The following is a 13,147-nucleotide window of genomic DNA, read 5'->3' as shown; positions in this document are numbered from 1 at the left end:
AGGAATCATCATGGGATTGAACGATCCTCAGTGGGGGAGAAAAAAAGGTAATTCCGGTCCACCTGATCTGGATCAATTGTGGCGCAATTTTAATAAAAAACTCAATAATCTTTTTAAACGTAAGGGCGGTGCCGGTAACGGGTCGGGCGGTGGCGAAGGATCTGGTGGCGGCACGCCGAGGCGGTATGGCGGTAGCATTGGAATGCTGATCGGAATGCTCTTGCTGATGTGGATAGCCAGCGGATTTTACATTATCAACGAAGGCCAGCGCGGTCTTGTTCTGCGTTTCGGCAAGTATGTTGAAACTACCCAGGCGGGCTTGCGCTGGCATATGCCATATCCGGTAGAAATAGTGGAAACCGTTAATGTAAGCCAGGTTCGCACGGTGGAAATCGGCTATCGCAACAATGTGAGAAGCAAAGTGTTGAAGGAATCGCTGATGTTGACTGACGATGAGAACATCATTGATATTCAGTTTGCCGTGCAATATATCCTCAAGAATCCCGAGGAATTCCTGTTTAACAACCGGGAGCCGGAAAACGCGGTGCTGCAGGCGGCTGAAACCGCCATTCGTGAAATTATCGGCAAAAGCAAGATGGACTTCGTGCTATACGAAGGCCGCGAGCAGGTAGCGGCAAAGGCGACCCAGCTGATGCAGGGGATTCTCGATCGTTACAAAATAGGGATTGCCATCAGCAAAGTCACCATGCAGAATGCGCAGCCACCTGAGCAGGTGCAGGCGGCATTCGACGACGCCGTCAAGGCGGGCCAGGATAGAGAGCGGCAGAAAAATGAAGGCCAGGCCTATGCGAATGACGTTATTCCGAAAGCCAAGGGTAACGCTGCCCGTCTGCTGGAAGAGTCCGAAGGATACAAGCAACGGGTGATTGTCAGTTCCGAGGGTGATGCCAGCCGCTTTAAACAGGTTCTCGTCGAATATAACAAGGCGCCTGGTGTAACCCGGGATCGCCTTTATCTGGATATGATGCAGCAAGTGCTTTCCAGTACGAGCAAAATTCTTGTCGATCAGAAAAATGGCAATAATTTACTTTATCTGCCGCTGGATAAGCTGATCCAGATGAGCGGACCTTCATCACCCACTACTTTAGCGCCCGATGCGATGCCCTCGGCGGCGCCGGAGGCAGCCCCTGACGCCGCTCGTACGCGTGAGGCATTTCGCGGCCGTGAACGGGAGACAAGATAAGTGAAAAACTATACCTCGATGATATTGGGCGCCATTGTTGCCCTGTTTCTTCTTGCCAGCTCATCACTGTATATCGTAGATCAACGTCAGCAGGCGATCCTGTTTCAGCTGGGTGAAGTGGTCGACGTCAAGACTTCGCCGGGTCTTTATTTCAAGATTCCTCTGGCGCAGAACGTACGCTATTTTGATTCTCGTATCCTGACCATGGATACAGCCGAGCCGGAACGTTTCATCACGTCGGAAAAAAAGAATGTACTGGTGGATTTGTTCGTGAAGTGGCGTATTGTCGATGTCAAGCAGTATTATGTTAGTGTTCGCGGAGACGAAATACTGGCGCAGACCCGGCTGTCACAAACGGTGAATTCCAGCTTGCGTGACGAATTCGGTAATCGCACGGTGCACGATGTCGTTTCCGGAGAACGCGACAAGATTATGGAAATCATGCGCCAGAAAGCGGATGCCGATGCCCGTAAGATTGGAGTGGAAGTCGTGGACGTGCGACTGAAGCGAGTAGACCTACCGCAGGAAGTAAGCGAATCGGTCTATCGCCGCATGGAAGCGGAACGGAAACGTGTGGCGAATGAGTTGCGTTCGACTGGTGCGGCGGAGTCCGAGAAGATTCGTGCCGACGCCGACCGTCAACGCGAAGTTATCCTTGCGGAAGCTTATCGGCAAGCCCAGGAAGTAAAGGGCGCGGGTGACGCCAAAGCTTCTGCAATTTACGCTGAGGCATTCCAGCCGAATCCGGAATTCTATGCTTTTTACCGTAGCCTGGAAGCGTACAAGCAGAGTTTCAAGAACAAAGGGGATATGATGGTTCTGGAGCCTAATTCAGAGTTTTTCAAGTATTTGAAAAATTCGGGCCGCAGCCCTAGATAGCATATGGGTGATTCCACTATTCCGGTTCCTGGACAGCTTGCCGTTGTACTCTGATGTTCGTGACAGATCTATTGAACAACAAATTGCCACATGCTATCGCCTTATTGTCGCATTCTTGTTTTCGGGTGGCAAAAAAGCTCATATAGCGTTGTGAATTTATCGAGGTGTCTACTAAGGTTGTGGCGACATGTGGGACACTTTGTTGCTTGCATTCGCGCTGATGCTGGTGATAGAAGGGGTTCTTCCTTTCCTGATGCCGGGTGTCTGGCGCGAGACATTCAGGAAACTGATCGAGGCTGGCGACGGCCAGATACGCTTCATTGGTCTAACTTCCATGCTGGCGGGACTACTGCTGCTTTATTTCGTGAACTAGGAAATGTACCGGGTTTGAAATATCCAAGACAGAATGGCTGGATGAAGATAAGTTTTAACGATCATTCCAGCAGACTTCCACTGAGTCAGACAGCCTGCTAAGGCTCCTGCACCATCACACTTCTGTTCAAACCTAATTGAATCATTAACATGCGTAAGTGGATTCTTCCCGAATACGTCGAGGATATCCTGCCAGCCGAAGCGCTGCGCATCGAGATGATGCGCCGTCGTATTATCGACTGGCTCTTGGTGCACGGCTATGAATTGGTAGGTCCGCCCCTGTTGGAATATGTGGAATCCTTGCTCTCGGGCAGTGGTGGCGACACGGATCTACGTATGTTCAAAGTTGTGGATCAATTAAGTGGGCGCATGATGGGGCTGCGCGCGGACATGACACCCCAGACTGCGCGTATTGATGCCCATTTACTGAACCGCAAGGGGATTACCCGCCTATGTTACGCGGGAAGTGTGCTGCATGCCCTGCCGTCGGGGTTGACGCGGACCCGCGAGCCGCTCCAGATTGGTGCGGAGCTTTATGGCCATACCGGACTGGAAAGCGATCTGGAAGTGCAGCGGCTCATGCTGCAGACATTGGCAATTGCCGGTATAGGCGGTATTCATCTCGATCTTGGCCATGTCGCCGTATTTCGCGGCCTGGTCAGGGGCGCGGGAATTCCTGCCGAACTGGAGACAGAGTTATTTGGTGTACTGCAAGCAAAGGATATCTGTGGATTGAAGGAGCTCTGCTCCGGGTTGGGTAAGAATGTGGACGCACATGCGCGGCAGGCGTTGTTGCTGTTGCCGGAATTATATGGCGACGACAAGATACTGGCCCTTGCGCGTAAATCGCTGCCGGAATACCCTGAGATCCTATGTGCGCTGGATGGGTTGGAAACAGTGGCGTTGCAATTGAAGCCCATGGTGGATACGCTGGCATTTGATCTGGCGGACTTGCGTGGCTATCACTATCATAGCGGCATGGTATTTGCCGCTTATACCGCCAATTGCCCCAATGCGATCGCCCTGGGTGGACGTTATGACGAGATCGGCAAGGCATTTGGAAGAGCGCGCCCAGCCACGGGCTTTAGTATGGACTTGCGGGAATTGGCTGGGTTGGTAAGATCTGATCTCTATCCCAAGGGAGTCCTGGCACCTTATGCCCAGGGTAACAGAGCACTGGAAGAGAGAATCGCGCAGCTCCGCAGTGAAGGACAGATAGTCGTGGTCGAGTTGCCCGGGCATGAAAACGGACAGGGTACGTTTAACTGTGACAGGAAATTGGTGCTGCAAGATCAGGGCTGGACCGTAATCGGCATCTGACTTGAATTCCGAGCATGTTGATTTGAGAATGCCTGCTCGGAGAGCCGTGGTTTTCATATCATCCCGACTTAATTGTAAGCTAATTTAAAATTTTACAACATGACAAAAAATGTGGTCGTCATTGGTACTCAGTGGGGTGATGAGGGCAAAGGCAAGGTGGTGGACTGGCTTACCGATCACGCCCAAGGCGTGGTTCGTTTCCAGGGAGGGCATAATGCCGGACATACGCTGGTCATTGCCGGTAAACAAACCGTTCTGCATCTGATCCCTTCCGGAATATTGCGCGGTGATGTTGCCTGCTATATCGGCAATGGGGTAGTGGTGTCTCCACAGGCGTTGCTGGATGAAGTTAGTATGCTTGAGCAGGCAGGGATCGACGTACAGGGGAGGCTCCGCATAAGTGAAGCATGTCCGCTTATTCTTCCGTGTCACGTTGCGCTTGATAGCGCCCGCGAGGCCGCCAGGGGAACGGGTAAAATTGGTACCACCGGCCGCGGTATCGGGCCCGCTTACGAGGACAAGGTGGCGCGGCGCGCAGTGCGCTTGCAGGACTTGTTTCACCGCGACCGCTTCGCCGCCAAACTGGGGGAGATGCTGGATTATCATAACTTCGTGCTGAAGAATTATTTTCACGCGCCGATGGTGGATTTTCAGCAAACCGTGGATGACACGCTAATGTTGGCGGAACGCATCAAACCAATGATGGCGGATGTGCCGCGACTTCTGTTCGAAGCCAACAAGGCCGGCAATAGCCTGCTGTTTGAAGGTGCGCAGGGAACATTGCTTGATGTGGATCACGGTACTTACCCTTTTGTTACATCGAGTAATTGCATTGCCGGTGCGGCAACGACCGGGAGCGGAATTGGCCCGCAAATGCTGCATTACGTATTGGGCATCACCAAGGCGTACACGACACGGGTGGGTGCCGGACCCTTTCCTACGGAATTGGACGACGATGTGGGCAAGTATCTGGCTAAGCGTGGCAAGGAGTTTGGCGCAACCACGGGACGCCCTCGCCGTTGCGGCTGGTTCGATGCCGCCGCGTTAAAGCGCTCCATTCAAATTAATGGGGTATCAGGGTTATGTGTTACCAAGCTGGACGTTCTGGATGGCGTGGAGACGCTGCGGCTCGGTGTGGGCTATAAGGTGATTGGCAATGGCGAAGGCGAAAGATTCAGCAGTATCCTGCCGGTAGGCGCGGATGAACTGGCCTATTGCGAACCGGTCTACGAGGAGATGCCAGGATGGAGCGACTGTACCGTGGGAATTAAAAATTTGGAGCGGCTGCCCAAAGCGGCGCGAAATTACCTCAAGCGCATGGAAGAGGTATGTGAGGTTCCGATAGACATGATATCAACCGGGCCAGACCGGGAAGAAACGATTGTGTTGCGGCATCCATTTGAATAATAACTGTTATAGCCGGTATCGTAACCCGGTCCTTCACTACGGATCAAACGCTATTCTATAGCGGGTATCTGTATGCCAGACCGCCTTTTAGATCCGTTTAGTGGCGAAGCCGACCTTGCATCACCCTACAATACGATTTGGATGAGCGCCTACACCATACGCATAGCAAATTGGCAAGATGATGGCTTGGCACTGCGTGGGGTGCGCGAAACGGTGTTTGTTTACGAACAGCATGTCCCTGTGGAATTGGAATGGGATGGGCTCGACATGAATTGCCTGCATTTGCTTGCGGTGGATTCGGCGAAAAATGCTATCGGCACGGGTCGCCTGTTACCAGACGGCGTTATTGGACGCATGGCCGTGCTTAGGAAGTGGCGCGGCAGGGGCGTAGGCGGCGCCCTATTGCTGCGGCTACTGGAAGAAGCAAGAAAAAAGGAAATTCAGCAGGTGACCTTGAATGCGCAGCAATACGCCTCCGGATTTTATGCCAAATTCGGCTTCCAGATGGCCGGAAAGGAGTTCATGGATGCGGGAATCCCCCACATAAGAATGAGCTTATGGTTATCCTAAGTCTGCTTGATTGGATAGAACCGAAGTATCTTCTTGGAAATAACATTTTACCGCTTTTGCCCAAAGCTGCCCGGATTGATACGCAACTAAATCGGCATCAGAACGGCAACATGAAATCGAGCGATAAGACGACCTGATCCTTATGTCCGCCAAAAGGCCGGTAGTCTACACCATGTAAGCCATCTGCCGCATCATACCGGACGTTCGGGCGAACGTTAAATTGTTTCATCGCCTTCCAGTCCATCTTCAGCGTTCTTGCTGCCTTCCAGTTCATGCCCAGGGTAACCGCGTAATAATCGGCGGGAGCACTGGTGGCGTTGCCGAACCGGCCCGATCCCAGCGCATAGCTCAGTCCTTGATTGTTGGTGGCAGCACTTACGCGACCGGGAGAAAAAACACGGAAACCGTCTCTATCGCGAAACCACTCGGCACGGACGCCTATCGATAGATCAGGCGTGATGTCATAGTACGTGTGCGTGTTGATGCCATACCACTCGGCATTCTGGACCACCCCGTTCACCAAAACCCCTCCGGCATAACCATGGTCGTGTTGCAAGACGAAATTTGTGTTGGGCGTGATCCGGTGTTTCAGCACGATGCTGTACATCCCCCACGGCTCGTTGCTTCGTGTGGAAGTCTGGGCGTAACTCCCGCTGATATTGGCTGAGCTCCCCAGGTCATCGCTGGTCCAGGTGATACCAGCCAGACCGCCCCAATTACCCAGCTGTTTATCAAAACCGCCATCCCACCCACCGGTAGCGCTGCCGGTGGTCGTGCCTCCCATAAGCATCCAGTTCTTGTTGATATAATAGTTACCCAACGCCCCGGTATGGGTAAAGGGTTCACCATACTGCATGGTGTAGGCATGGGAATAGAAGAAATTGTTGGGGGCCGGAACCGACTCATAACCGATTGGCGTATAGAAATGGCCAACCTTGACGTTCAGCCCATTACCGACTGGCACATAAGCTTCCACATAAGCCTGCGGGATCGCGATCCCATAGTAGCGCGTCGAGGCACAGCACAAATCAAGATCCCAATTGCTTCTTGCCAGAGGCTGTCCGGAATTCACATCAAATGCGGGAACGCCATACGCCTGCGTAAAAATGGCATCCGTGCCAAACAGGACATCGAAACGTCCGCCGAAATCCCACTTGCTGCCTTGCGCTACCACTGCGCGCTCCAAGAATACATTAAACTGATTCAACTGAAATCGATTGGCTTGATCACCAAAAGTAACCGGACCATTGAACCCGTCAATATGGCTTGGATTGAAAGTCGCCCCGCCGTTGATCCATCCGCCTACCCTTATGCCGCTTTTTTTAAAGAAATCCACTACGGAGTTAGATCCGGTATCGGCTGCGGGAGCGGCTGCGATATTGGCGGCTGCAGCGTTATCAGCCGCGGTATTGGCGGCAATATAAGCTGCAGGATTAGCATGGGCTTCGGGCAAATGCATGGCCGTTGCAAACAAGCTACCTACTATAAAGGCAACCCGCATCTGGACTCTGCGTTCTGGCAGGCATGTCATGTTGGATCCCCCCGGAAGAGACACTACAGTTAGAATTGGTATTGTCTTCGAAACGTAACATGATATATATTAATTTCTTGTGAAAAAATTGTGAGGAAATTGTGAAATTTTGAGATTTAGTAGCATCGGGATGAGAATGAACATCTGGCATGGGCAAATTACTTGGTCAGCGCATGATTATCGTCGTGTTTATCTGAACTAGCATGTATGTATGGCGTTAACTGTTTATTATCCCTCGGTGAAATGGTAGAACACATTTCATGAAATTTTCCTGATGACCCCGATTCGATTACCTTGTTTCTTTTTTTATGTTGCGGTGGGTGATTATTCCCTCGTCGCAGTACGCAATATTGCGAGAAGCAGGTGGAATGAATGATTCGATTCTGTGGCAGCCTGCGGGGATTATAGGATTGCAGCGAAGAAATGGGCGGGCAAGGGACGGCTTTTGAGGATTTCTTGAAGGCCGATAATTTATGCCCATTGGTACTCCAAATCTGCATGGATCGATGCGGCTGTGTGAAATTCCGTATGATGAAAATTACATTCAGGGAAAGAAAACCGACTTGAACGGATTAGCCCACGTTGGACGTAAGCTTGAACCGGCACACGTTTCCGCCACGCGCCATACATTCATCCTGCTCAACCTTGCTGTCGGTAAAGTTTTCCATCAACCCTCTATCCAGATGGCAAATCTCGAGATCCTTTTTAGCCATGGTGTGAAATACGCAGTTATCGGCTTCGATTACCGCCTCACCCCCAGACACTGTCGTATTCCTTGCGTTATACCCAAGCTGGTCCATTACCTCGGTGAGCTTCTCAACCTTCTCTTTGTGCGTGGTCAAGTAAGGATACTGGCTGCGTATCTGCTGCGCAACATTCGCACCAATCTCATTCATGCGCTTACCCATATTTTCCATACCTTCTTCGCGCCGAACCGACGCCACCACCAGCTGTGCAAGCCAGGAATATTGACGCGGAGACATTTCCTTACCAAGCTCGGTCAGGATATAAAGCTGCTGCGGTCGCCCTCCTCCGGAGGGACGCGTCGTGCCGATCGTCACCAATCCCGCAGCTTCCAGGGAGGCAAGATGCTGCCGCACCGCGTTTCGCGTAATCTCCAGCCCTTTTGAAAGCTCATCCACACTCAAACCTGGCTTGCTGCCACGCAGCAATTTAAGCAATTGTTTCTGTCGTTCACCCATATCAGTCGTCCTGCGCTTTTAAATAATTAAAGCTCATTGATAACATAATACAACATAAGTATCAACACAATACGATTCAATAATACTTATAACATAAAATAATTGACAAAGTGTCATTAGTCTATTAAAATGGATTTTAATAAATAACGAATCTTGCGCAAATTGCTCAGATTTATAGGAGAAGCCGTTATGAAACTAAAAACCTGTTTCGCAGCTTTCTCCCTCGGTTTATTGGCTGCCTGCGCTCAGATAACCCCTCACGAGGTTATTCAGAATGCAAATATTCGTAAGGCTGTGCAGAATGCCAGAACGCGTAGCGATCATGACGCGCTGACGAATCACTTTGAAGGTGCCGCAAGGCAAATGCAAATAAAGGCCGAGGAGCAAAAGAAATTACTAGAGCACTATGAGGAGAAAAGTTATCTCTATGGCCGACGGGCCCAGGATTTAAAATCTCATACGTGGGCGCTAGCACGCAAATATGAGGAAACCGCAGAAGCCCACGTGAAGGAAGCGGCTGTTCATCGACAAATGGCGCTGGAAGCAGCGCAACATAATTACGCCGCGCGTGATGAATGATTGCCTAAGAGCACGCCTAAAATGATGAGAAACCGCGACTTTCGCCTCTCAATCAATGTTCAGAACGGAATGGTGGCGTCCACGGAAAACAGGAATTGATCCTTTCTGCTATCGAAAGGCCGATAGGACTGATCGATGCCATCTGCCCTGTCATAACGAATGTTGGGACGGATATTCAATTTTTGCATCGGTTTCCAGTCAACTTTGAGTCTTTTTGCCGGTTTCCAATTCATGCCCAGGGTGACTGCATAATAATCAGCAGGCACCGCGGTGGGCGCAAAAGCACCCGCAAAACTGAATCCCGTGTGATTGGTAGCGGCAAGTACCCGGAATGGTGAAAAGACACGGAAACCATCCCTGTCATGAAACCATTCTCCACGGACACCTATAGACAAATCTTCCAGTAAGTCATAATACAAATGCGTGCTGATACCATACCATTCCGCATTTTTAGGTGAGCCATTCAACAAAACGCCCCCGGCATAACCGTGTGTGTGGTGCAAAACAAAGTGTGTTTTGGTCGTGACCCTATGTTGCAGCACGACGCTGTACATACCCCAGGGCTGATTGCTCCGTGTGGAGGTCTCGGCGTAGGTGCCCGTGACATTAATCGAGCTTCTCATATCATTACTGGTCCAGGTAATCCCGCCTAACCCCCCCAGTTACCCAACTGCTTGTTAAAACCCCCGTCCCATCCACCGGTTGCGCTGCCAGTGGTTGCGCCACCCATAAGCGACCAATTCTTATTGATTGAGTAATTACCCATCAACCCGGTATGGGTAAACGGTTCACCATTATTAAAGGTATAGGCGTGAGTATAAAAGAAGTTGTCAGGCGCGGCGACAGTCTCATAACCGGTTGGCGAGTAAAAATGGCCTACCTTGAGGTTCAGGCCGTTACCAACTGGAACGTAGACCTCCGCATAAGCCTGCGGGAGTGCGATACCGTAGGTACGAGTCGAAGAACAGCACAAATCCAGATCCCAGTTTCCCCTGTTCAATGGTTGCCCGGAATTTACATCAAAGGGAGGAATACCGAAAGCCTGGGTATAAATAGCATCGGTACCAAACATGAAATCAAAGCGGCCCCCGATATCAAACGACTTACCTTCGGTTAACACGGTACGCTGTATGAATATATTAAACTGATTCAGTTGAAAACGATTCGCCCGGTCAGCGAAAGTGACGGGGCCATTGTAGCCATTGCCCGGAAAATTTGGATTGAAAGTCGCTCCGGCGTTGATCCAGCCTCCTACCTTTATGCCGCTGTCTCTGAAAAAATTGACCAGGTTATTAGCATAAGTGTTATTCGCGTAAGCACTGCTGACCGTCATAACAATTGATAACAGACTGCCTGCTATGGCAAATACCATTCGGCTTCTGCATTTGGGCAGACATTTCATTTGTGAATTTCCTTAGTTCCCTAGACATAAGGACCTGATAAAAAAAGAAATCATTATTATTTTTAGGGTGCGCTATTACACAATACTAATCCACCACTACTTCTTTCAAACATAAAAATACATTCATTCATAAACTGCCGTTCCGCCGGAACCGTCCATCCGGATCCCGGCTTACCGAAATTAAAAGGAATCGTAGCATCCCTATGCAAGAAACAATTTATACGCCGGATTGCTGCTTTCATCCCAGTAATGATTATCCATCCCCTTGAGAAATGCCTTGAACTCGGCTTTCTCTTCTGGAGGCACTTCCATACCCACCAGTACCCGGCCGTAGTCGGCACCATGATTGCGATAGTGGAACAGGCTGATATTCCAGTGATGACCCATGCTGTTCAGAAATTTCATCAGCGCTCCTGGGCGATCGGGAAATTCAAAGCGGTAGAGGAGCTCATTTTTCACTTCCCGGGCACGCCCTCCCACCAGATGGCGTATATGCAGTTTTGCCATTTCATTGTCGGTTAAATCTTCCGTGCGCAGGCCGCTTTTCTCCAGACTCCTGATCAATTTTGTCGCTTCATCGCGGTTGCGTACCGATACCGCCACAAATACGTGCGCTTCTTTCGGGTCAGCGTAACGATAGTTGAATTCAGTAATACTTTTTGTACCCAGCATGGCACAAAATTTCCTGAAGCTACCTGGCTGCTCGGGAATGGTAACCGCCATCACCGCCTCCCGCTGTTCGCCCAGTTCCGCTCGCTCGGAAATATGACGCAGCCGATCGAAATTCATATTTGCACCCGAGGCAATCGCAATCAGACTTTTATCGCGAATATTTTCTCGCTTGGCATAAATTTTCGCGCCAGCGATCGAAAGTGCCCCCGACGGCTCCAGGACAGTTCGAGTATCCTCGAACACGTCCTTGATCGCAGCGCAAATGGTGTCGGTATCCACCAGGATGATTTCGTCCAATAGTTCACGACACAAGCGGAAGGTTTCCACGCCCACTTGCTTCACCGCCACGCCATCCGCGAATAGCCCCACCTGGGCAAGTTTGATTCGGCGCCCGGCACGCAACGACTGGTACATGGTATCCGCATCCACAGGCTCGACGCCGATAATCTTGATTTCCGGACGCAGTCTTTTCACATAGGCGGCAATGCCGGAAATAAGGCCGCCGCCGCCTATCGGTGCAAATATGGCGTGAATAGGACCGCTATGTTGGCGCAGGATCTCCATTCCAACGGTACCTTGTCCTGCAATGACATCAGGATCATCGTAGGGATGCACAAAAGTCACGCGTTTCTCTGTTGCAAACTTCAATGCGTGAGCATAGGCCTCATCGTAGGAATCGCCATGGGTAATCACGGTCGCGCCACGCGCCTCTACTGCCTGCATTTTGATTTGTGGTGTGGTAACAGGCATCACAATGGTTGCCCGGCAATGAAGCCGCTGCGCCGCGAGCGCCACCCCCTGTGCATGATTGCCGGCGGAAGCGGTCACCACGCCACGCTTGAGCATCGCAGGAGAAAGTTTGACCATTTTATTGTAGGCCCCGCGCACTTTGAATGAAAACACCGGCTGCATGTCCTCGCGCTTCAGGAATAGGGAGTTGTGAATGCGCGCAGACAGATTGGATGCCAGCTCCATTGGGGTCTCTTCCGCCACATCATAAACCTGAGAAGTGAGAATTCTTTCGAGATAATCGTTTTTCATCGCTGCTTATGTTCGCAAAGTCGGAAACTGCGGATTTTAGCATGCCGAGGGCGCTCTAGCAGCCAGTCCGACTTGAAGAATCGAAGCAAAAAAAGATTCGGCGAGAACAGATTTTGACGGCTTTGAGGCTCATAATTGTTCTATTAGCCGAAAAAGTGGCGAAATATGAACCGGCCGGAAACCTTGCGGCCGATTTTCGTTAAGTCCGGCAGGCTGCTGGACAGCCCGCCACGTTGTTATATTTGACGGATAGGATTATCCTAAAACTTATTTTCACTCACACAATACATCATGACGCAAGACGAACAGAAACGCGCGGCCGCCCAAGCCGCTATCCAGCATATCCCCACTGGTTGCGTGGTTGGAGTGGGCACCGGCTCCACCGCAAATTACTTCATAGATGAACTGTCCAATATCAAGCATAAGATCGACGGTGCGGTGGCAAGCTCCGAAGCAACAGCCCAGCGCCTGAGGGGACACGGCATCGAAGTGATTGATCTGAACAGTATTGATGCACTCCCGGTATATGTAGACGGCACAGACGAAATTACCGAGCATCTGGCCATGATAAAAGGGGGCGGCGGCGCGTTGACACGCGAGAAAATTGTCGCCGCTGTGGCTAAAAAATTTATCTGCATAGCGGACCAGGGTAAGCTCGTACCAGTGCTCGGCAAATTTCCGCTCCCGGTGGAAGTGATCCCTATGGCCCGCGGCTATGTGGCACGCGAGATCACGCGACTGGGAGGGGAACCGGTACTGCGCCAGGGATTTATCACGGACAACGGCAATATAATCCTGGATGTGCATGGTTTACAAATTCTGAACCCTGTCGAACTGGAGACAGCACTGAATCAGATAACGGGTGTGGTGACCAATGGTCTTTTCGCGAAGCGCGGCGCCGATGTGTTGCTGCTGGGCCTCGATACCGGCACCCGGACGATCGTTACCTGATCTGATGTAATACGGAA

General features: G+C 51.0%; 11 protein-coding genes and 1 pseudogene. 8 read left to right on the top strand and 4 right to left on the bottom strand.

The genetic code is table 11. From position 1 onward, the window contains the following. Window positions 1-10: 10 nt before the first annotated feature. The 6 genes from hflK (at window position 11) to BLR00_RS04335 (ending at window position 5,752) form a co-directional block, all read left to right on the top strand. A complete protein-coding gene (gene hflK, locus BLR00_RS04360) occupies window positions 11-1,204 on the top strand; it encodes an FtsH protease activity modulator HflK (protein WP_074634127.1) in 1,194 nt (397 codons plus the stop codon). A gap of 18 nt (window positions 1,205-1,222) precedes the next feature. Then, window positions 1,223-2,083, top strand: coding sequence for a protease modulator HflC (gene hflC / locus BLR00_RS04355; protein ID WP_074634126.1), 861 nt, complete (start codon window positions 1,223-1,225; stop codon window positions 2,081-2,083). 187 nt (window positions 2,084-2,270) lie between these two features. Continuing rightward, entirely contained in the window at window positions 2,271-2,456 is a 186-nt protein-coding gene (locus BLR00_RS04350; RefSeq protein WP_074631008.1) for a DUF2065 domain-containing protein, read from the top strand. A 149-nt stretch (window positions 2,457-2,605) separates the two neighbouring features. Further along, window positions 2,606-3,775 (top strand): ATP phosphoribosyltransferase regulatory subunit, encoded by a 1,170-nt coding sequence (locus BLR00_RS04345; protein ID WP_074631007.1) that lies wholly within the window; start codon window positions 2,606-2,608, stop codon window positions 3,773-3,775. A gap of 99 nt (window positions 3,776-3,874) precedes the next feature. Next, window positions 3,875-5,182, top strand: coding sequence for an adenylosuccinate synthase (locus BLR00_RS04340; RefSeq protein WP_074631006.1), 1,308 nt, complete (start codon window positions 3,875-3,877; stop codon window positions 5,180-5,182). A 72-nt stretch (window positions 5,183-5,254) separates the two neighbouring features. Beyond that, a complete protein-coding gene (locus BLR00_RS04335) occupies window positions 5,255-5,752 on the top strand; it encodes a GNAT family N-acetyltransferase (protein WP_256324042.1) in 498 nt (165 codons plus the stop codon). A gap of 97 nt (window positions 5,753-5,849) precedes the next feature. Here the strand turns inward: BLR00_RS04335 and BLR00_RS04330 are convergent, their stop codons facing one another. Beyond that, window positions 5,850-7,253 (bottom strand): porin, encoded by a 1,404-nt coding sequence (locus BLR00_RS04330; protein WP_256324041.1) that lies wholly within the window; start codon window positions 7,251-7,253, stop codon window positions 5,850-5,852. Between the two features lie 602 nt (window positions 7,254-7,855). After that, window positions 7,856-8,485 carry a helix-turn-helix transcriptional regulator gene (locus tag BLR00_RS04325; RefSeq protein WP_074631004.1) on the bottom strand — a complete coding sequence of 210 codons (630 nt, stop codon included), beginning with the start codon at window positions 8,483-8,485 and terminating at the stop codon, window positions 7,856-7,858. Between the two features lie 189 nt (window positions 8,486-8,674). On the opposite strand from BLR00_RS04325, the gene BLR00_RS04320 reads away from it, so the two are divergent. After that, window positions 8,675-9,064: a hypothetical protein gene (locus BLR00_RS04320; protein ID WP_074631003.1), complete on the top strand. Its 390-nt coding sequence runs from the start codon at window positions 8,675-8,677 to the stop codon at window positions 9,062-9,064. 59 nt (window positions 9,065-9,123) lie between these two features. On the opposite strand, the pseudogene BLR00_RS04315 reads toward BLR00_RS04320, so the two are convergent. Together BLR00_RS04315 and ilvA are read right to left on the bottom strand one after the other, a co-directional pair. Continuing rightward, window positions 9,124-10,466 (bottom strand): annotated as a pseudogene (locus tag BLR00_RS04315) (porin). Window positions 10,467-10,667: 201 nt separating this feature from the next. Further along, a complete protein-coding gene (ilvA, locus tag BLR00_RS04310) occupies window positions 10,668-12,179 on the bottom strand; it encodes a threonine ammonia-lyase, biosynthetic (protein ID WP_074631002.1) in 1,512 nt (503 codons plus the stop codon). 291 nt (window positions 12,180-12,470) lie between these two features. Between ilvA and rpiA the strand changes: the two genes are divergently transcribed. After that, window positions 12,471-13,130, top strand: a complete 660-nt coding sequence (rpiA, locus tag BLR00_RS04305; protein ID WP_176759934.1) for a ribose-5-phosphate isomerase RpiA — start codon at window positions 12,471-12,473, stop codon at window positions 13,128-13,130. The last annotated feature ends 17 nt before the right edge of the window (window positions 13,131-13,147 follow it).

The organism is Nitrosospira multiformis, from assembly GCF_900103165.1.
In the GTDB taxonomy this organism is placed as follows: Bacteria; Pseudomonadota; Gammaproteobacteria; order Burkholderiales; family Nitrosomonadaceae; genus Nitrosospira; species Nitrosospira multiformis_D.
The sequence above is the reverse complement of the archived record's forward strand: the minus strand, read 5'-3'. Positions and strand labels throughout refer to the sequence as shown.